Source organism: Streptomyces sp. TLI_053, from assembly GCF_900105395.1.
In the GTDB taxonomy this organism is placed as follows: domain Bacteria; phylum Actinomycetota; class Actinomycetes; order Streptomycetales; family Streptomycetaceae; genus Kitasatospora.
In genome coordinates, this window is sequence record NZ_LT629775.1 from 5650549 (window position 1) to 5674130 (window position 23582).

General features: G+C 68.7%; 33 protein-coding genes. 32 read left to right on the forward strand and 1 reads right to left on the reverse strand.

Going from position 1 to position 23582, the window contains the following annotated elements; genetic code table 11:
• Positions 1-31 precede the first annotated feature (31 nt).
• From rfbB to BLU95_RS23190, 6 genes are all read left to right on the forward strand, one after another.
• Positions 32-1009 carry a dTDP-glucose 4,6-dehydratase gene (rfbB, locus tag BLU95_RS23165; RefSeq protein ID WP_030393286.1) on the forward strand — a complete coding sequence of 326 codons (978 nt, stop codon included), beginning with the start codon at positions 32-34 and terminating at the stop codon, positions 1007-1009.
• Entirely contained in the window at positions 1006-1941 is a 936-nt protein-coding gene (gene rfbD, locus BLU95_RS23170) for a dTDP-4-dehydrorhamnose reductase (protein WP_286158574.1), read from the forward strand. Before rfbB ends, rfbD begins: the two co-directional genes overlap by 4 nt.
• Complete coding sequence (locus BLU95_RS23175; RefSeq protein ID WP_197698611.1) at positions 1938-3275, forward strand: lipopolysaccharide biosynthesis protein; 1338 nt, start codon at positions 1938-1940, stop codon at positions 3273-3275. The genes rfbD and BLU95_RS23175 overlap by 4 nt, the downstream gene beginning before the upstream one ends.
• A gap of 71 nt (positions 3276-3346) precedes the next feature.
• Complete coding sequence (locus BLU95_RS23180) at positions 3347-4036, forward strand: glycosyltransferase family 2 protein (RefSeq protein WP_030393289.1); 690 nt, start codon at positions 3347-3349, stop codon at positions 4034-4036.
• Positions 4033-4431: a DUF2304 domain-containing protein gene (locus BLU95_RS23185; protein ID WP_030393290.1), complete on the forward strand. Its 399-nt coding sequence runs from the start codon at positions 4033-4035 to the stop codon at positions 4429-4431. Before BLU95_RS23180 ends, BLU95_RS23185 begins: the two co-directional genes overlap by 4 nt.
• A 5-nt stretch (positions 4432-4436) precedes the next feature.
• A complete protein-coding gene (locus tag BLU95_RS23190) occupies positions 4437-5345 on the forward strand; it encodes a glycosyltransferase family 2 protein (RefSeq protein WP_093861715.1) in 909 nt (302 codons plus the stop codon).
• A 94-nt stretch (positions 5346-5439) separates the two neighbouring features.
• On the opposite strand, the gene BLU95_RS23195 is transcribed toward BLU95_RS23190, so the two are convergent.
• Entirely contained in the window at positions 5440-7149 is a 1710-nt protein-coding gene (locus BLU95_RS23195) for a hypothetical protein (protein WP_093861716.1), read from the reverse strand.
• A gap of 520 nt (positions 7150-7669) precedes the next feature.
• Between BLU95_RS23195 and BLU95_RS23200 the strand changes: the two genes are divergently transcribed.
• From BLU95_RS23200 to mscL, 26 genes are all read left to right on the forward strand, one after another.
• The gene (locus BLU95_RS23200; RefSeq protein WP_093861717.1) at positions 7670-9484 is read left to right on the forward strand and encodes a hypothetical protein; all 1815 of its coding nucleotides are present in this window, start codon (positions 7670-7672) and stop codon (positions 9482-9484) included.
• Positions 9485-9884: 400 nt separating this feature from the next.
• Positions 9885-10193, forward strand: coding sequence for a 30S ribosomal protein S10 (gene rpsJ / locus BLU95_RS23205; RefSeq protein WP_012785157.1), 309 nt, complete (start codon positions 9885-9887; stop codon positions 10191-10193).
• Positions 10194-10207: 14 nt separating this feature from the next.
• Complete coding sequence (gene rplC, locus BLU95_RS23210; protein ID WP_030393294.1) at positions 10208-10855, forward strand: 50S ribosomal protein L3; 648 nt, start codon at positions 10208-10210, stop codon at positions 10853-10855.
• A gap of 5 nt (positions 10856-10860) precedes the next feature.
• Positions 10861-11538: a 50S ribosomal protein L4 gene (rplD, locus tag BLU95_RS23215; protein WP_093861718.1), complete on the forward strand. Its 678-nt coding sequence runs from the start codon at positions 10861-10863 to the stop codon at positions 11536-11538.
• Complete coding sequence (gene rplW, locus BLU95_RS23220; protein ID WP_030393296.1) at positions 11538-11858, forward strand: 50S ribosomal protein L23; 321 nt, start codon at positions 11538-11540, stop codon at positions 11856-11858. The genes rplD and rplW overlap by 1 nt, the downstream gene beginning before the upstream one ends.
• A 36-nt stretch (positions 11859-11894) precedes the next feature.
• Complete coding sequence (rplB, locus tag BLU95_RS23225) at positions 11895-12731, forward strand: 50S ribosomal protein L2 (protein ID WP_030393297.1); 837 nt, start codon at positions 11895-11897, stop codon at positions 12729-12731.
• An 11-nt stretch (positions 12732-12742) separates the two neighbouring features.
• Positions 12743-13024, forward strand: a complete 282-nt coding sequence (gene rpsS, locus BLU95_RS23230) for a 30S ribosomal protein S19 (protein WP_030055821.1) — start codon at positions 12743-12745, stop codon at positions 13022-13024.
• Between the two features lie 57 nt (positions 13025-13081).
• Complete coding sequence (gene rplV / locus BLU95_RS23235) at positions 13082-13429, forward strand: 50S ribosomal protein L22 (RefSeq protein WP_030055822.1); 348 nt, start codon at positions 13082-13084, stop codon at positions 13427-13429.
• Positions 13429-14253, forward strand: coding sequence for a 30S ribosomal protein S3 (gene rpsC / locus BLU95_RS23240; RefSeq protein ID WP_030393298.1), 825 nt, complete (start codon positions 13429-13431; stop codon positions 14251-14253). The genes rplV and rpsC overlap by 1 nt, the downstream gene beginning before the upstream one ends.
• A 5-nt stretch (positions 14254-14258) precedes the next feature.
• Positions 14259-14678 (forward strand): 50S ribosomal protein L16, encoded by a 420-nt coding sequence (gene rplP, locus BLU95_RS23245; RefSeq protein ID WP_030393299.1) that lies wholly within the window; start codon positions 14259-14261, stop codon positions 14676-14678.
• Positions 14678-14902 (forward strand): 50S ribosomal protein L29, encoded by a 225-nt coding sequence (gene rpmC, locus BLU95_RS23250; RefSeq protein WP_049649042.1) that lies wholly within the window; start codon positions 14678-14680, stop codon positions 14900-14902. Before rplP ends, rpmC begins: the two co-directional genes overlap by 1 nt.
• The gene (gene rpsQ, locus BLU95_RS23255; protein ID WP_030055826.1) at positions 14902-15174 is read left to right on the forward strand and encodes a 30S ribosomal protein S17; all 273 of its coding nucleotides are present in this window, start codon (positions 14902-14904) and stop codon (positions 15172-15174) included. The genes rpmC and rpsQ overlap by 1 nt, the downstream gene beginning before the upstream one ends.
• Before the next feature lie 102 nt (positions 15175-15276).
• Positions 15277-15648, forward strand: a complete 372-nt coding sequence (gene rplN / locus BLU95_RS23260; protein ID WP_030393301.1) for a 50S ribosomal protein L14 — start codon at positions 15277-15279, stop codon at positions 15646-15648.
• 15 nt (positions 15649-15663) lie between these two features.
• Positions 15664-15975: a 50S ribosomal protein L24 gene (gene rplX, locus BLU95_RS23265; RefSeq protein WP_030055828.1), complete on the forward strand. Its 312-nt coding sequence runs from the start codon at positions 15664-15666 to the stop codon at positions 15973-15975.
• A complete protein-coding gene (gene rplE, locus BLU95_RS23270) occupies positions 15975-16544 on the forward strand; it encodes a 50S ribosomal protein L5 (RefSeq protein WP_030393302.1) in 570 nt (189 codons plus the stop codon). Before rplX ends, rplE begins: the two co-directional genes overlap by 1 nt.
• Positions 16545-16548: 4 nt before the next feature.
• Positions 16549-16734 (forward strand): type Z 30S ribosomal protein S14, encoded by a 186-nt coding sequence (locus BLU95_RS23275; protein WP_030393303.1) that lies wholly within the window; start codon positions 16549-16551, stop codon positions 16732-16734.
• A 286-nt stretch (positions 16735-17020) separates the two neighbouring features.
• The gene (gene rpsH / locus BLU95_RS23280; protein ID WP_030055831.1) at positions 17021-17428 is read left to right on the forward strand and encodes a 30S ribosomal protein S8; all 408 of its coding nucleotides are present in this window, start codon (positions 17021-17023) and stop codon (positions 17426-17428) included.
• A gap of 22 nt (positions 17429-17450) precedes the next feature.
• On the forward strand, positions 17451-17990 hold the full coding sequence (gene rplF, locus BLU95_RS23285; protein ID WP_030393304.1) for a 50S ribosomal protein L6: 540 nt from the start codon (positions 17451-17453) through the stop codon (positions 17988-17990).
• A 3-nt stretch (positions 17991-17993) separates the two neighbouring features.
• Positions 17994-18377 carry a 50S ribosomal protein L18 gene (rplR, locus tag BLU95_RS23290; protein WP_030055833.1) on the forward strand — a complete coding sequence of 128 codons (384 nt, stop codon included), beginning with the start codon at positions 17994-17996 and terminating at the stop codon, positions 18375-18377.
• A gap of 48 nt (positions 18378-18425) precedes the next feature.
• On the forward strand, positions 18426-19046 hold the full coding sequence (gene rpsE / locus BLU95_RS23295) for a 30S ribosomal protein S5 (RefSeq protein WP_030393306.1): 621 nt from the start codon (positions 18426-18428) through the stop codon (positions 19044-19046).
• Positions 19046-19228 carry a 50S ribosomal protein L30 gene (gene rpmD / locus BLU95_RS23300; protein WP_030251557.1) on the forward strand — a complete coding sequence of 61 codons (183 nt, stop codon included), beginning with the start codon at positions 19046-19048 and terminating at the stop codon, positions 19226-19228. The genes rpsE and rpmD overlap by 1 nt, the downstream gene beginning before the upstream one ends.
• A gap of 2 nt (positions 19229-19230) precedes the next feature.
• Positions 19231-19683: a 50S ribosomal protein L15 gene (gene rplO / locus BLU95_RS23305; protein WP_093861720.1), complete on the forward strand. Its 453-nt coding sequence runs from the start codon at positions 19231-19233 to the stop codon at positions 19681-19683.
• Positions 19684-20013: 330 nt separating this feature from the next.
• The gene (secY, locus tag BLU95_RS23310; RefSeq protein WP_093861721.1) at positions 20014-21324 is read left to right on the forward strand and encodes a preprotein translocase subunit SecY; all 1311 of its coding nucleotides are present in this window, start codon (positions 20014-20016) and stop codon (positions 21322-21324) included.
• Entirely contained in the window at positions 21324-21977 is a 654-nt protein-coding gene (locus BLU95_RS23315) for an adenylate kinase (RefSeq protein ID WP_093861722.1), read from the forward strand. The genes secY and BLU95_RS23315 overlap by 1 nt, the downstream gene beginning before the upstream one ends.
• A gap of 131 nt (positions 21978-22108) precedes the next feature.
• Positions 22109-22951 carry a type I methionyl aminopeptidase gene (gene map, locus BLU95_RS23320; RefSeq protein ID WP_093865070.1) on the forward strand — a complete coding sequence of 281 codons (843 nt, stop codon included), beginning with the start codon at positions 22109-22111 and terminating at the stop codon, positions 22949-22951.
• A 114-nt stretch (positions 22952-23065) separates the two neighbouring features.
• Entirely contained in the window at positions 23066-23509 is a 444-nt protein-coding gene (gene mscL, locus BLU95_RS23325) for a large conductance mechanosensitive channel protein MscL (RefSeq protein ID WP_093861723.1), read from the forward strand.
• Positions 23510-23582: the final 73 nt, after the last annotated feature.

The following is a 23582-nucleotide window of genomic DNA, read 5'->3' on the forward strand; positions in this document are numbered from 1 at the left end:
AGCCGCGGGACGGCGATAGACTGCGCGCATTATGCGCATCCTTGTGACCGGCGGCGCCGGGTTCATCGGGTCGGAGTTCGTCCGTCAGCTCCTCGGAGCCGACGCCGAGGCTCGGATCACCGTCTTCGACAAGCTCACCTACTCCGGCGTCGAGGCCAACCTGGCTTCCGTCGCGGGGCACAGCGGCTACACCTTCGTCCGCGGCGACATCTGCGACGCCGCGGCCGTCGACGACGTCATGCCCGGGCATGACGTGGTCGTCCACTTCGCGGCCGAGTCGCACGTGGACCGCTCCATCGCGGGCGCGGGCCCGTTCGTGCTGACCAACGTCGTCGGCACCCAGGTCCTCCTGGACGCCGCCCGCAAGCACGGCGTCGGCCGCTTCGTGCACATCTCCACCGACGAGGTGTACGGCTCGATCAGCGAGGGCTCCTGGACGGAGGAGTGGCCGCTGGTGCCGAACTCCCCGTACTCGGCCTCCAAGGCCTCCTCGGACCTGCTGGCGCTGGCCTACCACCGCACGCACGGCATGGACGTCGTGGTGACCCGCTGCTCCAACAACTACGGGCACTACCAGTTCCCGGAGAAGGTCATCCCGCTGTTCACCACCAACCTGATCGACGGCAAGAAGGTGCCGCTGTACGGCGACGGCGGCAACGTCCGCGACTGGCTGCACGTCTCGGACCACTGCCGCGGCATCGAGCTGGCCATGCGCAAGGGCCGCGCCGGCGAGGTCTACAACATCGGCGGCGGCACCGAGGCCACCAACAAGGAGCTCACCGGGCTGCTGCTCGAGGCCGCCGGGGCGGGCTGGGACATGGTCGAGCACGTCGCCGACCGCAAGGGCCACGACCTGCGCTACTCGATCGACATCAGCAAGATCCGCGAGGAGCTCGGCTACGAGCCGCAGGTCCGCTTCGAGGACGGCCTCGCCGAGACCATCACCTGGTACCGCGAGAACCGCGCCTGGTGGGAGCCGCTGAAGACGAAGGCGGCTCTGGAGAAGTGACCGGGACCTCCTCGGGTCCGGTCCGCTGGCTGGTCACCGGCGCGGCCGGGATGCTCGGCCAGGACCTGCTGACGGTCCTGGCCGGCGACCCGGCGGCCGAGGTGACCGCCCTCGGGCGGGCCGACCTCGACATCACCGACGCGGCGGCCGTGCTGGCCGCCGTCGAGGGCCACCACGTCGTCGTCAACTGCGCGGCCTGGACGAACGTCGACGGCGCCGAGACGGCCGAGGAGGCCGCCACCGCCGTCAACGGCACCGGCGTGCGCCACCTGGCTGCCGCCTGCGCCAAGAGCGGCGCCCGGCTGCTCCAGGTGTCGACCGACTACGTGCTGCCCGGCGACGCCACCGAGCCGTACGCCGAGACCGCGCCGACCGGCCCGGTCAACGCCTACGGCCGCGGCAAGCTGGTCGGGGAGCAGGCCGTGGCCGAGCTCCTGCCCGAGCACGGCTACGTGATCCGCACCGCGTGGCTCTACGGCGAGCACGGCAAGAACTTCGTGGCCACCATGCTCCGGCTCGCCGCCCAGCGCGACAGCCTCGACGTGGTGGACGACCAGCAGGGCCAGCCGACCTGGTCGCTGGCCCTGGCCCGGCAGCTCGTCGCGCTCGGCCGGGCCGCGCTCGCCGGGCAGGCCCCGGCCGGCGTCTACCACGGCACCGGCGGCGGCCGGACCACCTGGTACGGCCTGGCCCGGGAGTCCTACCGGCTGAGCGGGCTGGACCCGGAGCGGATCCGGCCGACCACCTCCGCCGCGTACGTCACGCCGGCCGTCCGGCCCGCGTTCAGCGTGCTGGGCCACGACCGCTGGGCCGACGCCGGGCTGAGCCCGCTGCCGGACTGGCGGGAGCAGCTGGCCGAGGCACTCGGCACGCCGGTCTTCGCCGAGCTGGGCTCGGTGGCCCGGTCGACCGAGAGTGACAGGTCTCAGTGAAGAATCCGCTGACCAAGGTCGCCGCCGCGCTGCCGCCGGGAACCCTGGCGGTGGCCGGCGGCACCGTGGTGCTCGGGGCCGCCTCCTACATCCACCTCGGGGTGGCCGGTCACAGCCTGTCCGTCGACGACATGGCGAACGTTTCCCTGCTGTGGACGATCGTGATGTCCGTCGGGATCGGTGTGTTCTTCCCGATCGAGCAGGAACTCACCCGGATCGTCGCGGCCCGCGCCGCGCTCGGCCACGGCGCGGCCCCGGTGCTGCGCCGTGCCACGCTGCTGACCGGCGGCATCCTCGGCGTCGTCCTGCTGGGGCTCGGCGTCGGCTCGCGGAAGATCGCCGATGTGATGTTCCACGGCGACCGCTCGCTGGTGCTGGCCCTCGGCGGCGCCTTCGCCGGCATGGCCGTCTGCTACCTCACCCGCGGTGTGCTGGCCGGTCTCGGCCGGTTCGGCGCCTACGGCACCCAGCTCGGCATCGACGGCGGCCTGCGGATCGGCCTGGCCTTCGGCGCCGGCCTGGCCGGGGTGCACTCCGCGCTGGCGTTCAGCCTGATCCTCGCCCTGGCGCCGGTCGCGGCCACCGTGCTGACGCTGCCGCCGCTGTTCAAGGCGGTCCGGCCCGGCCCGCGGATCCCCTGGTCCGAGCTCTGCTCCGGCCTCGGCCTGCTGATCTGCTCGACCCTGCTGTCGCAGGTCGTGGTGAACGCCGCGGTGGTGAGCACCAAGCTGCTCGCCCCGGAGGAGTCGGCCCTGATCGCGGCGCTGCTCAACGCGCTCGTGCTGGCCCGGGTCCCGCTGTTCGTCTTCGGCTCGCTCCAGGCCTCGCTGCTCAGCGGCCTCTCGGCGGCGATCGCGGTGGGCGACCGGGCGGCCTTCACCGGTATGCTTCGCCGGATCGGCGTCGTGGTCGGCGGTCTCGGTCTGCTCGGCGGAATCCCGGCGGTGCTCCTCGGGCCCCGGCTGATCCAGGTGCTGTTCGGGGCCGAGCCGGTGCTCGGCCACCTCGACTTCTTCTGGATGTCCGCCGGTACCGTCGCGTACATGTTCGCGATGGTGCTGGGTCAGGCGCTGATGGTATTCAAGCGGCACAACCTGCAGCTGCTCTGCTGGGCGCTCGGCACCGGTGTGCTGGCCGGCATCACCTTCATGCCCGGCGAGGTCGCCACCCGGGTGGTGGTGGCGTACACCGCCGGGTCGGTCGCGACCGTGCTCGGTATGCTTGCCGCTCTCAGGCGCAGCTTCCCCGGTTCGACGGCGAACCAGGCCGGTCCCGCGCCGAGTACGTCGGAGCAGGCTGTGCCCACCATGAGTGCCCGGGTGAGCGGCGAATGACCGTCTCGCCCCCCGACATACGGATTTTTGCCGCGCACGAGCGCGGGAGACACCACGAACATGGAGCCCCCATGTCCCAGTACGACGATGTCTGGCTGGTGATCCCGGCCTACAACGAAGGCCAGGTGATCGCTGACGTTGTGGAGGGAGCGCGCAAGACGTTCCCGAACATCGTTGTGGTCGACGACGGCAGCGCCGACGACTCGGCCAAGCACATTATGAGCACCGGCGCGCACCTGGTGCGGCACCCGGTCAACCTCGGCCAGGGCGCCGCACTGCAGACCGGGCTGGCCTACGCCCTGGCCCAGCAGGGCGCCAAGTACTTCGCCACCTTCGACGCGGACGGCCAGCACCAGACCGCCGACGTCGAGAAGATGGTCGCGCTGCTGCGCACCGGCGAGGCCGACGTGGTCCTCGGCTCGCGCTTCATCGAGCAGAACGGCCAGGTGCCGTGGATCAAGCGCGTGGTCCTGCGGACCGCCGCGACGGTCAGCCCCACCGCCCGCAAGCTCAAGCTGACCGACTCGCACAACGGCCTGCGAGTGCTCAACCGTGAGGCGGCCGGCCGGCTGCGGATCACCATGAACGGCATGGCCCACGCCTCGGAGATCGTCAGCTTCCTGGCGGGCGCCGACCTGCGCGTCGCCGAGCTCCCGGTCGACATCCTCTACACCGACTACTCACGCGCCAAGGGTCAGTCCCTGATCAACGGCGTCAACATCATCTTCGACATCTCGCTTCGGGAGCGTGGCCGCCGATGAACTACTTCTGGATCCAGTTGGTCCTGATCGCTGGCGCGGTCATCCTCGCGTTCATGTTCATCCGGCGCTGGGACGCCGCGAACACCCGCGCCTGGAAGCGCATCGCGTTCTCGGTCTTCGTGGTCGCGAACATCTACGCGATCCTGCGCCCCAGCGACGTCACCTGGTTCGCCCACAAGATGGGCGTCGGCCGCGGCACCGACCTGGTGCTGTACGTGATGGTCCTGGCCATGGGCTTCCTGACCCTGAACACCTTCCTGCGCTTCCGCTCGCTGGAGAAGAAGCTCACCGACCTCGCCCGGACCGTGGCCATCAACGAGGGTGCCCGGCTGAACGAGGAGCGCTTCGACCTGGACCTCCCGGTCTCCGCCCCGGTGAACAGCAGCGGAGCCTGACCTCCATGGCCACCTTCGAGTTCATGCTGCCGTACTACGGCGACGTGGCCCTGATGCAGGCCGCGGTGCGCAGCATCCTCACCCAGAGCGACCCGGACTTCCGGCTGACCGTCGTCGACGACGGCAAGGAGCCCGAGGTCCCGGGCTGGTTCGCCGGGCTCGGCGACGACCGGGTGCGCTACCTGCGCAACGAGCAGAACCTCGGCATCACCAAGAACTTCCAGAAGTGCGTGGAGCTCTCCACCGCCGACCATGTGGTCATCATGGGCTGCGACGACCTGCTGCACCCGCACTACCTGGAGACCGTCCGGGCGATCCTCAAGGACAACCCCGACCTGGGCATGGTGCAGCCGGGCGTCGAGGTGATCGACGGCGCCGGCGTGGTCACCAGTGGCCTGGCCGACAACGTCAAGGACAAGCTGTACTCGCCGAGCGTCAAGGGCCGCCGTCTGATGGGCGGCGAGGAGCTGGCGGCCAGCGTGCTGCGCGGCAACTGGCTGTACTTCCCGTCGATCTGCTGGCGCGGCGAGGTGCTGCGGCAGGTCAACTTCCGCGACGAGTACTCGGTCATCCAGGACCTGGCGCTGGTCGTGGACCTGCTGGAGCGCGGCGAGACGATGATGGTGGACAACACCACCGTCGTCTTCCAGTACCGCCGGCACGCGGTGAGCGAGTCCTCCGTGCAGGCGTTCTCGGGCACCCGCTTCGCCGAGGCGGAGAAGTACTTCAACGCGGTGGCGGAGCGGATGGACGCCCGCGGCTGGCCGAAGGCCGCCCGGGCGGCCCGGTTCCGCAGCGCCTCGCGTCTGCACGCGCTGACGATGCTGCCGGGCGCGCTGCGCCGAGGGAAGAGCGGCGGCGCCAAGGTGCTCGTCCGGCACGCCCTGACCTCCGGGCAGCGGCACGACGCCTGAGGCGTCCCCGCGCCGGTGACGGCGAACAGAACGGCCGTGGGGCCGGTGGACCTTCCGGTCCACCGGCCCCACGGCCGTTCCCGGGGCTTGCGGGTCAGTGCCGCCAGGTCGGGAAGGGGCCGAGGTTCCGGCAGGTCAGCAGCCCCTCGTCCACCTCGGGCAGCCCGACCGTGGCCGGGTCGCCGGGCTGCTTGCAGGTGCCGCCCGGCGCGTAGGCGGAGCAGTGGCCGCTGTAGTCGGCGGTGACCTGGGCGGTCCAGGCGAGGATGCCGGTGCCGCCGTCCTGCTTCGGCATGAACTTGTCGGCGGTGGCCGAGCCGGCCATGCCGAACAGCAGGCCCAGCGCGCAGAGCGTGCCGACGGCCACCGCGCGCGGGCCGGGGCGCCGGGAGAGCCGCACCACACCGAGGGCGGCGCCGGTGTCGGCACCGCGACGGGCCACCAGGAAGCAGGCGAGGCCGGTGAGCAGCAGCAGGCAGTGGAGCAGCTGCGCGCTCGTCCGCGGGTAGAGCATGACCGCCTGGTCGCTCTCCATGTGGGAGGCGTACCAGTAGCGCATCAGCAGGGCGCTGGCGGCGCAGGCGGCGGGGACGAGCACCGAGGTCCGGTCGATGCCGAGGGTCAGGGCGATCCCCAGCCCCACCAGCAGCACGATCGTGAACAGGCCCACGCCGCCGAGTTCGCCGGGCAGCGGCCAGGTGCTCAGCCCGTCCGACCCGGGCAGGTCGTCGCGCCACATGGCGAAGTAGGTGGGCTCGGTGAAGGTGTCGAAGTAGCAGTAGCGGTCGACCGTCCCGCCGGCCGAGGAGAGCAGCCGGGACAGGCTGAGCCCGGCCACCGCGAGGAAGCCGAGAGCGGCGGCGCCGAGCGTGTACCCGGCCGTGACCAGGGCGCCGTTGCCGGCGGTCCGCCGGAGCCGGACCAGCAGCACGGCGGTGAGGACCACGGCTCCCGCGGCGGACCAGACGAACCAGCCCGAGTAGACGATGAACATCAGCCCGAGCAGCAGTCCGAGGATGCCGCCGGTGACGGCGGCCTTCCGGCGCGGCAGCCGGGGCGCGCGCTGGACGGTCTGGAGCAGCTTGGCCAGCACCGGTACGAAGGCCACCAGCACGATGTTGGTGTAGGGCTTGTACGGCTGCATCATCGGCAGCGCCGCGGTGACGCCGATGCCCAGCGCCCACAGCGGGGGCAGCAGCAGCCGCCAGGCCAGGTAGGCGGCGGGTCCGAGCAGGGCGGTGAACAGCAGGCCGACCAGCTTGAGGGCGTGCGCGGTCTGGCCGTCGGTGAGGTACTCGGCGGTCCAGGCGATCAGGTGCGGGTAGACCGGGGGGTAGCCGCCGTCGAGCGACTTGCCCTCCATCAGGGCGTTGGCCCAGGCCTGGAGGTTCCCGGCGTCGCCGTTCTGGCCGCCCAGCGGCCAGTTGGTGTCCCGCAGCGCGAGCGACACCCCGGCGGCCGTGACGCCGGAGGCGAGGCCGGAGACCGCGGCGGCGGCGAAGCGGACCGGGGCGAGCGGCCGGCGCCGCATGAGGACGGCACAGGCCACCAGGACGACGCCGAGCAGCAGCAGCAGCCGGAACTGGAGCGCGGCCAGTCCGCTGACCTGGCCTATTCGCATCATCGGGTTCAGGTCGACGGTCGACGCGGCCGCCGTCATGAGCAGCGCCGCGAAGACGGCGGTCAGGCCCTCCGCGACCAGGGAGACGGCCGGTCTGCCGGGGACGCCCCGGGCACCGCGGCGGCCTTGCGTCGCCGGCGGCTGTCTGGTCAGGTCGGGGGCGGCTGTCGGTGCGCTCGTCACTGTCCGAGAGTCCTTCAGGAGTGGTGATCGGGGTGCGGGGCCGACGGTGGACCACCGGGTGGGCCGGCCGGCGGTGTGCCGGGGCCGCGGGGCCGTGGGGCCGAGCCTCGATTCTGCCAGGCGCACGGGAGCCGTTCGAACGCCACCTGTGTAGACCACCGTGACGGGAAAAGAGTTGCGCCCGGTGGATGAACACTCGGCCGCGCCGGGCGTTCGACTGCCCGAAGGGGTCGACCCGGCGGCGGGACGCAACGCGGCCGGACGGTCAGTGCGTTACCCCGTTGGACACATTGGCCTGGCCCAGGACCGCGTGGCAGACTTCCCGGTGCGATCCGGAGGGTCGGGCGGACCGAAGCGCTCACGCGCCGCGAACGGACCGCACGACCCCGCGAGCGGTGCGCCGGACGGGCGGAGGAGCCTCCCGGGCCCTGGCCGACGGCCCCGTCCACCGCACGGGAGCCACGAGGTGCTCCTCCGAGTTCCGGCGGCCCCGCGCGGCCGCCCGACGGAATGGACTGAGATGACGAACCTGGCCCCCGAAGCGGTCGACAGCGCCGCGAGCACCGATCGCGACGGCGGACCGCCGCCGGAGACGGGCGGGAGAGCGGGCCGTGCGGCCCTGCTCGAGCGGCGCTCGGTGCAGATCGCCGCCGAGGTCGTCGTCAGCGTCGCCGCCGCGCTCCTCCTCACCCTGCTGTGCACGCGCATCTCCGTGAACCCGCTGAACCGGATCGGCCAGGTCAGCGGACTGGCGAAGATCCAGCTGTACGCGGCCTTCCTCGGTCTGCCGCTGCTCGCGGTGCTGCTCTACACCGCCTACCGGGGCGCGGCCCTGCGGCACCGGCTGGTCCAGCGGCTGGTCTGCGGGGCGATCGCGGGCCTGGCGACCGGTGTGGTGGCAGGGGGAGTGGTGGTCGCGCTGCGCGGTACCCCGTGGCCGCTCGGCGGCCAGGAGGGCGACCCGAGCCAGCTGATCCACATGGCCACGTCGATCCTCGACGACAAGGGGCTGCCCGGCGTCTACCCGCCGCTGTTCCCCGGGCTGATCGCGCTCTGGGCGAAGCTCAACTACGGCGGGATCGGCGGCGAGGGCTACGCCCTGCACGACCTGCAGATCTTCTTCACCGCCCTGGCCGGGCCGATGAGCTACCTGGCCTGGCGCCTCATGCTGCGGCCGTTCTGGGCGCTGGCCGTCGCGGTGCCCTCGGTGCTGGTCTTCCTCGACCCGATCCGGCCGTACAGCCACGTCACGATGATCATCCTGGTGCCGCTGCTGGGCGCCTGCCTGCGCGAGCTGCGCCGGGCCGGCGAGCTGTCCGTCCGCTCGGTGCTGCTGCGCGGCGCGGGCTTCGGCGTGGTCTTCGGTGTGCTCTTCCTCTACTACTCGGGCTGGTACCTCTGGTCGGCGCCGGGCATCTTCGTGCTGACCCTGTTCCTGTTCCCCTGGCGCGGCGGCGCCCGCGCCGTCCGGCGGACGCTGCTGTTCGTGGGCACCACGGTGGGTCTGGCGGGTGCCATCGGCTCGCCGCTGCTCTACCAGATCGCCAAGGAAGGGGCGACGACCCCGGACCGGTACGCCTACATCGTCAACTACGTCGACCCGGCCTATGTGCTCGGCTGGCTGTCGGACCGCTCCGGCCAGGAGACCTACCACACCTGGCCGCAGGCGGGCGAGATGGCCGGCCAGACCGGCTTCGCGCTGCTGCTGCTCACCGCGGTCGGCATCGGCATCGGGGTCGGGCTGCGCAGCCTGGTGGTCCGGGTGGCGGCGGCGGTGCTCGTCGGCGCCTGGCTGATGCGCTTCTACTACGCCTCGCAGATGGCCCACGACCAGATGGTCCAGCTCTACCCGCGGACGACCTGGATCATCATGTACTGCCTGATCATCCTGGCGGTGACCGGTCTGATGGCCGCCACCGACCGGGGCCGGGGCTGGGTCGAGCGGTCGTTCCGCGCGGTCGGCCGCACCGATCAGGCGGGCCCGGTCGTCCCGCTCCGCGGCACCAGGCAGCTCGCCGCCGGACTGGTCTGCGCCCTGGCGCTGTTCGCCACCATGGGCGCGTCCTGGTCGGTGGACCGCTACATGCCGCAGAACGAGAAGACCAACACGATGGGCATCGACGCCTGGCGGGCGCACAACATCAAGAAGCAGGACGGCAGTTGCCCGAAGTTCGCGCCGGTGAAGTCGGAGACGCCGCAGCGCGCCTGCGCCGACCCGATCGTCAAGGACTGGGAGCCGGAGCCGGACAAGAAGACGCTGCACTGCGCCGGGGTGTCGACCGAGGACTGGCCCGTGGTCTGCGGCAGGATCGCTCCCTGGGTGACCCAGAAGTAGTCCGCCCCTGAGGGCGCGCCCCCGACCGGGGCCGGTGAGGGCTGCCTCACCGGCCCCGATTGGCTTTCCGGCTCCCACCTGTGGCAGTATGTCCAAGTTGCTCGGTTGAGTGCCGATGCTGCGCGCCTCCCGCCGGGAGGACCGGAAGCGAGTCCCATCTACTCGTCGTTCCCGTGATGGCCGTCAAGCGTGTGTGTTACGCCACGGCAGCTGCGGGGCGAAAGTACGGGAATCTTCCGGGAAGCGTGTGCGGGGTATCAGCCCGGCTCCCCCCCACCCCGAAAGTTTGAAACCGACGATTCATTCGCCGGTTTTTTGCAAGCGCGAAGGCGACACGCCCGAGCGCGGGGGTCGGAGGAGGAGTCGTGCGGCGACTTGACAGAAGGACTACAAGGTAGCCATGGCGGGACAGAAGATCCGCATCCGGCTCAAGGCCTACGACCACGAGGTCATCGACTCCTCGGCGAAGAAGATCGTCGAGACGGTGATCCGTACTGGTGCGCAGGTCGCGGGCCCGGTGCCGCTGCCCACTGAGAAGAACGTTTACTGCGTCATCCGCTCGCCGCACAAGTACAAGGACTCGCGCGAGCACTTCGAGATGCGCACTCACAAGCGTCTGATCGACATCCTCGACCCCACGCCGAAGACGGTTGACTCGCTCATGCGTCTCGACCTGCCGGCTGGCGTCGACATCGAGATCAAGCTCTGAGAGGCGCACCGAAGATGGCTAAGCAGATTAAGGGCATCCTGGGCGAGAAGCTCGGCATGACCCAGGTCTGGGACGAGAACAACCGGGTCGTTCCGGTGACCGTCGTCAAGGCTGGGCCCAATGTCGTGACCCAGGTCCACACCGCCGACAGCCCGGCCGGCTACGACGCCGTCCAGATCGGCTTCGGCGAGATCGACCCCCGCAAGGTGAACAAGCCCCTCGCGGGCCACTTCGCCAAGGCCGGTGTCACCCCGCGCCGCCACCTGGTCGAGCTCCGTACCGCGGACGCGTCCGAGTACACCCTGGGCCAGGAGATCACCGCCGAGCTGTTCGAGGCGGGTGTCAAGGTCGACGTGACCGGCACCTCCAAGGGCAAGGGCTTCGCCGGTGTCATGAAGCGCCACAACTTCCGGGGTCTCGGCGCCGGTCACGGCGTGCAGCGCAAGCACCGTTCGCCCGGTTCCATCGGTGGCTGCGCCACCCCGGGCCGCGTGTTCAAGGGCCTGAAGATGGCCGGCCGGATGGGTCACGAGCGTGTGACCACCCAGAACCTGACCGTGCACGCGGTTGACGCGGAGAAGGGTCTGCTCCTCATCAAGGGTGCGATCCCGGGCCCGAACGGCGGCCTCGTCCTCGTCCGCACCGCGGCGAAGGGGCTGTGAAGGATATGAGCACCATTGACATCCTGTCGCCCTCGGGTGACAAGACCGGCAGCCTCGAGCTGCCGGCCGAGATCTTCGACGCGAAGGTCAGCGTTCCGCTGATGCACCAGGTCGTCGTGGCGCAGCTCGCTGCGGCCCGTCAGGGCACCCACAAGACCAAGACTCGTGGCGAGGTCCGCGGTGGCGGCAAGAAGCCGTACCGCCAGAAGGGCACCGGCCGCGCCCGTCAGGGCTCGACCCGTGCGCCGCAGTTCGCCGGCGGTGGCGTTGTGCACGGTCCCGTGCCGCGCGACTACTCGCAGCGGACCCCGAAGAAGATGATCGCCGCCGCTCTGCGCGGTGCGCTCACCGACCGGGCCCGCCACAACCGCATCCACGTCGTCACCGACGTGGTCGCGGCCGAGGTGCCGTCGACCAAGGCCGCCAAGGGTCTGTTCGGCAAGATCACCGAGCGCAAGAACATCCTCCTCGTCGTCGAGCGTGCCGACGAGCTGGGTCTGAAGAGCGCCCGCAACCTGCCGCACGTGCACATCCTGGACGCCGGTCAGCTGAACACCTACGACGTGCTCGTCTCCGACGATGTGGTCTTCACCCAGGCCGCCTTCGAGCGTTTCGTGGCGGGTCCCGCCGCGTCCGCCAAGGCCGTTGCTGCTGAGGGCGAGCTCGAAGGGAGCGCCGCCTGATGGCTGCAGAGATCACGAGCAAGACGTTCACGGACCCCCGTGATGTCCTGGTGAAGCCGGTTATCTCGGAGAAGAGCTACTCGCTCCTCGACGAGAACAAGTACACGTTCGTCGTGTCGCCCGGTGCCAACAAGACCCAGATCAAGCAGGCCGTCGAGGCGGTCTTCTCGGTCAAGGTCGAGTCCGTCAACACGCTCAACCGTCAGGGCAAGCGCAAGCGCTCCAAGACGGGTTTTGGCAAGCGCAAGGACACCAAGCGCGCCATTGTGACGCTGGCTGAGGGCAACCGCATCGACATCTTCGGTGGTCCGACCTCCTGACGGAGGCCGTGATCGTCGATCAAGACGAGGACGAAAATGGGTATCCGCAAGTACAAGCCGACTACGCCGGGCCGTCGTGGCTCGAGCGTGGCCGACTTCGTCGAAATCACGCGGTCCACGCCGGAGAAGTCGCTGGTTCGCCCCCTGCACAGCAAGGGCGGCCGTAACAACGCCGGTCGGATCACCGTTCGCCACCAGGGTGGCGGGCACAAGCGCGCCTACCGCGTGATCGACTTCCGTCGTCACGACAAGGACGGCGTGCCGGCCAAGGTCGCGCACATCGAGTACGACCCCAACCGCACCGCGCGCATCGCGCTCCTGCACTACGCGGACGGCGAGAAGCGCTACATCATCGCGCCGCGCGGCATCACGCAGGGCGACCGGATCGAGAACGGCGCTGGCGCCGACATCAAGCCGGGCAACAACCTGCCGCTGCGCAACATCCCGGTCGGTACCACCATCCACGCGGTGGAGCTGCGTCCCGGTGGCGGTGCCAAGCTGGCCCGCTCCGCCGGCTCCGGCATCCAGCTGCTGGCGCGTGAGGGCAAGATGGCGCACCTGCGCATGCCCTCCGGTGAGATCCGCCTGGTGGACGCGCGCTGCCGCGCGACCGTCGGCGAGGTCGGCAACGCCGAGCAGTCGAACATCAACTGGGGCAAGGCCGGCCGTATGCGCTGGAAGGGCGTTCGCCCGACCGTGCGTGGTGTGGCCATGAACCCGATCGACCACCCGCACGGTGGTGGTGAGGGTAAGACCTCCGGTGGTCGCCACCCGGTCTCGCCGTGGGGCCAGAAGGAGGGTCGTACCCGTCGCCCGAAGAAGGCGTCGGACGCTCTCATCGTGCGCCGCCGCAAGACCAACAAGAAGCGCTAGGAGCAGGTCAGATGCCGCGCAGTCTCAAGAAGGGCCCCTTCATCGACGGCCACCTTCTCAAGAAGGTGGACGCGCAGAACGAGGCGGGTACCCAGAACGTCATCAAGACCTGGTCCCGTCGCTCCGTGATCTTCCCGGCCATGCTCGGCCACACGATCGCGGTTCACGATGGTCGCAAGCACGTCCCGGTGTTCGTCACCGAGTCGATGGTCGGCCACAAGCTGGGCGAGTTCGCTCCGACCCGCACCTTCCGCGGCCACGTCAAGGACGACCGCAAGTCGAAGCGTCGCTAGTCGCCTGAGCTTCACCGCCAGACCGACTCAATGACTTACTCCATTAAGGGGACAACCATGGAAGCCAGGGCCCAGGCGCGGTACATCCGCGTCACGCCCATGAAGGCCCGCCGCGTGGTGGACCTCATCCGTGGCCTGCCGGCCACGGAGGCCCAGGCCGTCCTGCGTTTCGCTCCGCAGGCCGCCACCGTGCCGGTGGGCAAGGTGCTCGACAGCGCCATTGCCAACGCCGCGCACAACTACAACCACTCCAACGTGGACGACCTCGTCATCAGCGAGGCGTACGTTGACGAGGGTCCGACCCTGAAGCGGTTCCGTCCGCGTGCCCAGGGCCGCGCCTACCGGATCCGCAAGCGGACCAGCCACATCACCGTGGTCGTCAGCAGCAAGGAAGGGACCCGGTAATGGGCCAGAAGGTTAACCCGCACGGGTTCCGCCTCGGCATCAGCACGGACTTCAAGTCCCGCTGGTACGCCGACAAGCTGTACAAGGACTACGTCAAGGAAGACGTTGCCATTCGTCGCATGATGACGAAGGGCATGGAGCGCGCCGGCATCTCCAAGGTCGAGATCGAGCGCACCCGCGACCGCGTCCGCGTCGACATCCACACCGCCCGCCCCGGCATCGTCATCGGTCGCCGTGGCACCGAGGCCGACCGCATCCGCGGCGACCTCGAGAAGCTGACCGGCAAGCAGGTCCAGCTGAACATCCTCGAGGTCAAGAACCCCGAGCTGGACGCCCAGCTCGTGGCTCAGGGCGTCGCGGAGCAGCTGTCCTCCCGCGTCTCCTTCCGTCGTGCCATGCGCAAGTCGATGCAGGGCACCATGAAGTCCGGCGCCAAGGGCATCAAGGTCCAGTGCTCCGGTCGTCTCGGCGGCGCCGAGATGAGCCGTTCGGAGTTCTACCGCGAGGGTCGTGTGCCGCTGCACACCCTTCGTGCGAACGTCGACTACGGCTTCTTCGAGGCCAAGACCACCTTCGGCCGCATCGGCGTGAAGGTCTGGATCTACAAGGGCGACGTCAAGAACATCGCCGAGGTCCGCGCTGAGAACGCCGCTGCCCGCTCGGGCAACCGCCCGGCCCGTCCCGAGGGTGGTCGTCCCGCCCGCGGTGGCGAGCGCCGTGGTGGCGAGCGTGGTGGCCGCGGCCGTCGCCCCGCCGCTTCCGAGGCCCCCGCGGCCCCGGTCGCCGAGGCTCCGGCTGCCGAGAACACCGGAACGGAGGCCTGACCGTCATGCTGATCCCCCGTCGGGTCAAGCACCGCAAGCAGCACCACCCGAAGCGCCGCGGCGCTTCGAAGGGTGGCACCGAGCTCGCGTTCGGCGAGTACGGCATCCAGGCCGTCACCCCGGCCTACGTGACGAACCGGCAGATCGAGTCCGCTCGTATCGCCGTCACCCGTCACATCAAGCGTGGCGGCAAGGTCTGGATCAACATCTACCCGGACCGTCCGCTCACCAAGAAGCCGGCCGAGACCCGCATGGGTTCCGGTAAGGGTTCGCCCGAGTGGTGGATCGCGAACGTGCACCCGGGTCGGGTCATGTTCGAGCTGTCGTACCCCAACGAGAAGGTGGCTCGTGAGGCGCTGACCCGCGCAGCTCACAAGCTCCCGATGAAGTGCCGGATCATCCGGCGCGAGGCAGGTGAGAGCTGATGTCGGCCGGCACCAAGGCTGCTGACCTCCGCGAGCTGGACAACGAGGGTCTCGTTGCCAAGCTCCGTGAGGCCAAGGAGGAGCTGTTCAACCTCCGCTTCCAGGCGGCGACCGGGCAGCTCGACAACCACGGACGGCTCAAGCTCGTCCGTAAGGACATCGCGCGGATCTACACCCTGATGCGCGAGCGCGAGCTGGGCATCGAGACGGTGGAGAGCGCCTGATGACTGAGAACACCAACGAGACGCGCGGTTTCCGCAAGACCCGTGAGGGTCTCGTCGTCAGCGACAAGATGGACAAGACCGTCGTCGTCGCCGTCGAGGACCGCGTCAAGCACGCTCTGTACGGCAAGGTCATCCGCCGTACGAACAAGCTGAAGGCGCACGACGAGGCGAACGCCTGCGGCATCGGCGACCGGGTCCTCCTCGCGGAGACCCGCCCGCTGTCCGCGACGAAGCGCTGGCGCGTCGTCGAGATCCTCGAGAAGGCCAAGTAACGAAGTTGATGCGGTACGGCCGTATGTGCACCAGGTCCCTCGTGGACGCCGGTGTGAGCAGCGGCCGGCCCGTCAGCTCTCGTTGACGATCAGGAGAAAGCTGTGATCCAGCAGGAGTCGCGACTGCGAGTCGCCGACAACACGGGCGCGAAGGAAATCCTTTGCATCCGCGTTCTCGGTGGTTCCGGTCGCCGCTACGCCGGCATCGGGGACGTCATCGTCGCGACCGTCAAGGACGCGATCCCCGGCGGTTCGGTCAAGAAGGGTGACGTCGTCAAGTGCGTCGTCGTCCGCACCGTGAAGTCGCGCCGTCGTCCCGACGGTTCGTACATCCGGTTCGACGAGAACGCCGCTGTCGTCCTCAAGAACACCGATGGCGACCCGCGCGGTACCCGCATCTTCGGCCCGGTGGGCCGCGAGCTGCGTGACAAGAAGTTCATGAAGATCATCTCGCTTGCGCCGGAGGTGCTCTAACTCATGGCGAACAGCATGAAGATCAAGAAGGGTGACCTGGTCCAGGTCATCACCGGCAAGGACCGCGGCAAGCAGGGCAAGGTCATCCAGGCCATGCCCGCCGAGAACAAGGTCCTGGTCGAGGGTGTCAACCGGGTCAAGAAGCACACCAAGCCGGGTCCGGGCACCCAGGGTGGCATTGTCACCGTCGAGGCCCCGGTGCACGTCTCCAACGTCCAGCTGGTCGTGGAGAAGGACGGCAAGAAGGTCGTCACCCGCGTTGGCTACCGCTTCGACGACGAGGGCAACAAGATCCGCGTTGCCAAGCGAACCGGTGAGGACATCTGATGTCTGAGACGACTGTTGAGAAGGTGACCCCCCGTCTCAAGGAGCGTTACAACTCCGAGATCAAGGGTCAGCTGCAGGAGCAGTTCTCGTACGAGAACGTCATGCTGACGCCCGGCCTGGTCAAGGTCGTCGTCAACATGGGTGTCGGCGAGGCCGCCCGTGACAGCAAGCTGATCGAGGGCGCGATCCGCGACCTCACCGCGATCACCGGCCAGAAGCCGGCCGTGACCAAGGCTCGCAAGTCCATCGCGCAGTTCAAGCTGCGCGAGGGCCAGCCGATCGGCACCCACGTCACCCTCCGCGGTGACCGCATGTGGGAGTTCCTGGACCGTCTGGTTTCGCTGGCCCTGCCGCGAATCCGTGACTTCCGCGGCCTCTCGCCGAAGCAGTTCGACGGCCGTGGCAACTACACCTTCGGTCTGACCGAGCAGGTTATGTTCCACGAGATCGACCAGGACAAGGTCGACCGTCAGCGCGGTATGGACATCACCGTCGTGACCACCGCTCAGACCGACGACGAGGGCCGGGCGCTCCTGCGTGCTCTGGGCTTCCCGTTCAAGGAGGCGTGAGCCAATGGCGAAGAAGTCCCTCATCGCGAAGGCCGAGCGGAAGCCGAAGTTCGGCGTCCGGGCCTACACCCGGTGCCAGCGCTGCGGCCGTCCGCACTCGGTGTACCGCAAGTTCGGCCTCTGCCGTGTCTGCCTCCGTGAGATGGCGCACCGCGGCGAGCTGCCGGGCGTGACCAAGAGCTCCTGGTAGTCCTCCTCCGCGAGGTCAGCCAGGTGCCCTGGGCACCCAGCGAAGCAGAGGTGCCCGATCCCACACCGGCCCGTTTTGGGCCTGCCGTACGGAGTCCCGTAAGGTAGTGGGGTCGGGCCCCCTGCCACGGCTTCCCCATGGATGCCCGTGGCCCTCTTGCGAGAGGGCTCGCACCCAGTCTTACGACGTCGCAGGTCCCCTGCGCTTGTGCCCCTGACGAACTCGGAAGAGTCCGGCAGGGGGACCTGGCGCGGAGAAACCGCGGCGAGAGAGGCCTGAGGCCATCATGACCATGACCGACCCCATCGCAGACATGCTCACGCGTCTGCGTAACGCGAACTCGGCGTACCACGACTCCGTGGCGATGCCGGCCAGCAAGATCAAGGCGCACGTCGCCGAGATCCTGCAGCAGGAGGGGTACATCTCCTCCTACAAGGTTGAGGAGCCGGTTGAGGGCGAGGTCGGCAAGAAGCTGACCATCGAGCTCAAGTTCGGCCCCAACCGTGAGCGCTCCATTGCCGGCATCAAGCGCATCAGCAAGCCGGGTCTGCGCGTTTACGCAAAGTCCACCAACCTGCCGAAGGTTCTCGGCGGCCTGGGCGTGGCGATCATCTCCACGTCCTCCGGCCTCCTGACCGACAAGCAGGCCGCCAAGAAGGGCGTAGGCGGAGAAGTTCTCGCCTACGTCTGGTAATTCGGGAAACGGAGGTACAGCAATGTCGCGCATTGGACGGCTGCCCATCCAGGTCCCCGCTGGCGTGGACGTCACCATCGATGGCCAGACGGTCTCGGTGAAGGGTCCGAAGGGCTCCCTCACCCACGTCGTCGCCGCGCCGATCGAGATCGGCAAGGGCGAGGACGGCATTCTGGCTGTCACCCGCCCCAACGACGAGCGTCAGTCGAAGGCCCTGCACGGCCTGACCCGCACGCTGGTGGCGAACATGATCACCGGTGTGACCGCGGGCTACCGCAAGTCGCTGGAGATCAGCGGTGTCGGCTACCGAGTTCTGGCGAAGGGCTCCGACATGGAGTTCCAGCTGGGCTACAGCCACCCGATCCTCGTCGAGGCGCCCGAGGGCATCTCCTTCGTCGTCGAGTCGGCCACCAAGTTCCACGTGGACGGCATCGACAAGCAGAAGGTCGGCGAGGTCGCCGCGAAGATCCGCAAGCTGCGCAAGCCCGACCCGTACAAGGCCAAGGGTGTCAAGTACGCGGGCGAGGTTATCCGCCGCAAGGTCGGAAAGAGTGGTAAGTAAGCGATGAGTGTCTCTGTCAAGATCGGCAAGGGCAACGCCTACAAGAGCGCCGCTCGCAAGCGCCGCGCGATCCGGGTTCGCAAGCGCGTCACCGGCACCGAGGTGCGTCCGCGCCTCGTGGTGACCCGTTCGAACCGCCACATGGTCGCCCAGGTCATCGACGACGCCAAGGGTCACACCCTGGCGTCGGCGTCCACCCTCGACGTGTCCATCAAGGGCGCCGAGGGCGACAAGACCGAGCTGGCCAAGAAGGTCGGGAGCCTGGTCGCCGAGCGCGCCAAGGCTGCCGGCATCGAGTCGGTCGTCTTCGACCGCGCGGGCAACCGGTACGCCGGCCGCATCGCCGCCCTGGCGGACGCGGCCCGCGAGGCCGGGCTCGACTTCTAAGCCGCTCGTCGACTCTGTCGGCGGACGTAATCGAGAGAGGTAATTCCAATGGCTGGACCCCAGCGCCGCGGTAGCGGCGCCGGCGGCGGCACCGGTGGCGAGCGGCGCGACCGTAAGCGTGACGACCGGGGCAACGCCCCCGCCGTCGAGAAGACCGCTTACGTCGAGCGCGTCGTCGCGATCAACCGTGTCGCCAAGGTTGTCAAGGGTGGTCGTCGTTTCTCCTTCACCGCGCTGGTCGTGGTGGGCGATGGCGACGGCACCGTGGGTGTCGGTTACGGGAAGGCGAAGGAGGTTCCGGCCGCCATCGCCAAGGGTGTTGAGGAGGCCAAGAAGAACTTCTTCAAGGTCCCCCGTATCCAGGGCACCATCCCCCACCCGATCCAGGGTGAGAAGGCCGCCGGCGTTGTGCTCCTGAAGCCCGCCGCCCCCGGTACCGGTGTTATCGCCGGTGGTCCGGTGCGCGCCGTCCTGGAGTGCGCCGGCATCCACGACATCCTGTCGAAGTCGCTCGGCTCGGACAACGCGATCAACATCGTGCACGCCACCGTGGCCGCTCTGAAGGGCCTCGTGCGCCCCGAGGAGATCGCCGCCCGTCGTGGCCTGCCGCTGGAGGACGTGGCCCCCGCCGCTCTGCTGCGGGCGCGTGCTGCTGGGGTGAGCGCCTGATGGCTCGCCTCAAGATCACGCAGACCAAGTCGTACATCGGCAGCAAGCAGAATCACCGTGACACCCTGCGTTCGCTCGGTCTCAAGCGCATGCACGACGTCGTGGTGAAGGAGGACCGTCCCGAGATCCGTGGGATGGCCCAGACCGTTCGTCACCTCGTGACGGTTGAGGAGGTGGACTGATCATGGGCGAGAACCCGATCAAGATCCACAACCTGCGTCCCGCCCCGGGTGCCAAGACCGACAAGATCCGTGTGGGTCGTGGTGAGGCGTCCAAGGGTAAGACCGCTGGTCGTGGTACCAAGGGCACCAAGGCCCGCTACCAGGTTCCGCAGCGCTTCGAGGGTGGCCAGATGCCGCTCCACATGCGCCTGCCGAAGCTGAAGGGCTTCAAGAACCCGTTCAAGATCACGTTCCAGGTCGTCAACCTCGACAAGCTGGCCGAGCTCTACCCGCAGGGTGGAGAGGTCACGGTCGAGGACCTGGTCGCCAAGGGCGCGGTTCGCAAGAACTCCCTCGTCAAGGTGCTCGGCACCGGCGAGATCTCGGTCGCCCTGCAGGTGACGGTGGACGCCGTCTCCGGCTCCGCCACCGAGAAGATCGTCGCCGCTGGCGGCACCGTCACCGAGCTCGTCTGAGCCCGCTGACTTCGTGAGCCCCGCGTTTCCCGTTCCGGGAAGCGCGGGGCTCACGCCTTTTCCGGACTTTCCCCGCCCCGGGGCGGTACGGATTGCGGTGAACGGGCTCTCGTTCTTTTGTGTGGCAAAACCGGGCATCCCGTACCCCATGAGTGGGGGAGAGGGCGTACGCGCTTCTTTCGAGTGGCCGTGCACTGTTAGAGTCCGTGGAGTTCCCTTGTAGGCTGCGCGCAGGCTCGCCTGTGCCGTCTGTACGGGGCCCGAACCGCAAACTCCCCATTCCAGGACCGACCCTCCCGCCGACGACGTGCGGGAGGCGCAGGAGGCACCGTGCTCAGTGCGTTCGCGCGGGCGTTCCAGACGCCCGACCTGCGCAAGAAGCTGCTGTTCACGCTGGGCATCATGGTGCTGTTCCGGCTGGGCTCGCACGTTCCCGTACCCGGGGTCGACTTCGAGGCGGTTCACGCCTGCATCAAGGAGACCAAGAACAACGGGCTCTTCGGCCTGGTGAACCTGTTCTCCGGCGGCGCTCTGCTCCAGTTGACGATCTTCGCCCTCGGCATCATGCCGTACATCACGGCGAGCATCATCCTCCAGCTCCTCACGGTCGTGATCCCACGACTCGAGGCGCTGAAGAAGGAGGGGCAGGCCGGCCAGGCGAAGATCACCCAGTACACCCGTTACCTCACCATCGCGCTGGCGGTGCTCCAGGGCACCGGGATCGTGGCGACCGCGTCCAGCGGCGCCCTCTTCTCCGGGTGCGTCTACGCCAACCAGATCGTCCCGGACACCGGGGTGTTCCGGATCGCCGTGATGGTCCTGACCATGACCGCCGGCACCACGGTGATCATGTGGCTCGGCGAGCTCATCACCGACCGGGGCATCGGCAACGGCATGTCGCTGCTGATCTTCACCTCGATCGCGGCGCAGTTCCCCACCTCGATGTGGGCGATCAAGCAGTCCGGCACCATCGGCGGCGGCTGGGTCGAGTTCCTCTCGGTCATCGCGATCGGCGTCATCGTTGTGATGCTCGTCATCTTCGTCGAGCAGGCGCAGCGCCGGATCCCGGTCCAGTACGCGAAGCGGATGATCGGCCGTCGGGCCTTCGGCGGGACGTCGACCTACATCCCGCTCAAGGTGAACCAGGCCGGTGTCATCCCGGTCATCTTCGCCTCGTCGCTGCTGTACATCCCCGCCCTGGTGGTTCAGCTGACCAACAGTCAGTCGAGCTGGGCGGTCTGGATCACCAAGCACTTCGTCCGCGGTGACCACCCGGTCTACATGGCCACGTACTTCCTGCTGATCGTCTTCTTCGCCTTCTTCTACGTCGCGATCTCCTTCAACCCCGAAGAAGTTGCCGACAACATGAAGAAGTATGGTGGGTTCATCCCGGGCATCCGGGCCGGCCGCCCGACGGCCGAGTACCTGAACTACGTGCTCACCCGCATCACGTGGCCGGGTTCGCTCTACCTGGGCCTGATCGCGTTGATCCCGATGATCGCCCTGGTCGCCTTCGGACAGCAGACCAACTTCCCGTTCGGCGGCACCAGCGTGCTCATCGTCGTCGGCGTCGGACTCGAAACTGTGAAGCAGATCGAGAGCCAGCTCCAGCAGCGCAATTACGAAGGGTTCCTCCGCTGATGCGTATCGTCCTCGTCGGACCCCCCGGGGCCGGGAAGGGTACTCAGGCGCACCTCCTCGCCAAGACCCTGTCCATCCCCCACATCTCGACCGGCGACCTGTTCCGCGCCAACATCGGCCAGGGCACCCCGCTGGGTGTCGAGGCCAAGAGCTACATGGACGCGGGCCGCCTGGTGCCCGACGAGGTCACCATCGGGATGGCCAAGGACCGCATGCTCCAGGAGGACGCCGCCAACGGCTTCCTGCTGGACGGTTTCCCGCGCAACCTGGGCCAGGCGAAGGCGCTGGACGAGTTCCTCGCCGAGCAGGGCATCGCGCTGGACGGCGTGCTGGACCTCGAGGTCCCCGAGGACGAGGTCGTCCGCCGGATCGCCGGCCGCCGGCTGTGCCGCAACGACGGGGGCCACGTGTTCCACGTGGACTACAACCCGCCGAAGGCCGCCGGGGTCTGCGACGAGTGCGGCGGCGAGCTGTACCAGCGTTCGGACGACACCGAGGACAAGGTGCGGACCCGGCTCGAGGTCTACCACACGGAGACCGAGCCGATCATCGACTACTACCGCCAGCAGGGTCTGATCGCCACGATCCCCGCGCTCGGCAAGGTGGACGAGGTCACCGCCCGCGCGATCGAGGCGCTGAAGCAGGACAGCTGAGTTTTTTCAGCGACGTACGTACGGCCGCGCTGCCCGCCCACGGGCAGCGCGGCCGTACGGCGTCGTACGGTGGAACGAGTGCACGGCCGCCGGCAAGGACCGCGCGGGAACCCAAGGAAGGCGTGACCCAGATGGTGGAGATCAAGACCCCCGAGCAGATCGCGAAGATGCGAGCGGCCGGGCTGGTCGTCGCCGAGGCGCTCAAGGCGTGCCGCGAGGCGGTCGCCCCGGGAATCACCACCCAGGAGCTCAACGACATCGCGGACAAGGTCATCACCGACCACGGTGCGACCTCGAACTTCCGGGCGGACCACGGCGGCCTGTGGTTCCCGGGCGTGATCTGCGCCTCGGTGAACAACGAGGTCGTGCACGGCATCCCCGGTGACCGGGTGCTCCAGGAGGGCGACCTCATCTCGATCGACTGCGGCGCGATCCTGGACGGCTGGCACGGCGACGCGGCGATCTCGGTCGCGGTCGGCGAGGTGAGCCCCGAGGTGGAGATGCTGAGCCGGGTCACCGAGGGCTCGATGTGGGCCGGCATCGCCCAGATGAAGAAGGGCAACCGCCTGGTCGACGTCTCCAAGGCGATCGAGGGCTTCGTCCGCCGCCAGCCGCTGCCGCCCAAGGGCAAGTGGGGCATCACCGAGGGCTACGGCGGCCACGGCATCGGCACCGCGATGCACATGGAGCCGCACGTGCTGAACTACGTCGAGCGCGGCCGGGGCAAGGGCATGAAGCTGATCCCCGGCACCGTGCTGGCGATCGAGCCGATGGTCTCGCTCGGCACCCCGCACACCAAGGTGCTGGAGGACGACTGGACCGTGGTCACCAACGACGGCACCTGGGCCTCGCACTGGGAGCACTCGGTGGCGGTCACCGAGGAGGGCCCGCTGGTGCTCACCGCCTTCGACGGCGGCAAGGAGATGCTGGCCAGGCTGGGTGTCACGGCCGCGCCGGACCCGCTCGGCGTGTAGCGGACCGGGCCGGCCACCGGCCCGGCGAAGGACGCGGAGCCCTGGAGGTTTGGACCTCCAGGGCTTTTGTCCTATTTTTATGCGCTGGCAGTGGCTTCGAGCGAGGAGAGTGCAGTGTTCAAGGGATTCCGCGACTTCATGATGCGCGGCAACGTCGTCGACATGGCGGTCGGTGTGGTCATCGGCGCCGCGTTCACCGGCGTGGTGACCGGCTTCGTGTCCGCCTTCCTCACCCCGCTGGTGGGTGTGGTGGTCGGTGCCGCCGGCGACTTCGGCTCCTACAAGGCCACCATCGCCGGAGTGACCTTCCCGTACGGCCAGTTCCTCAACGTGCTGATCGCGTTCTTCATGACCGCCGCGGTGCTCTACTTCTGCGTGGTCCTGCCGGTGACCAAGGCCACCGCCCGCTACATGCCGAAGAAGCCGAAGACCCCGAAGCGTCCCTGCCCGGAGTGCCTGACCGAGATCCCCGAGGCCGCCCGCCGCTGCTCCGCCTGCACCGCCCACGTCGACCCGCTGGCCGTCCCGGTCGTTCCGGCCGCCACGACCGGCCGCTGACCGGAGCCCCCGTTTTGGTGCATCCCCCGCGCTGGCGTAGGATGGACCGTCGGCTCACTCGTAGCGTGCTCCA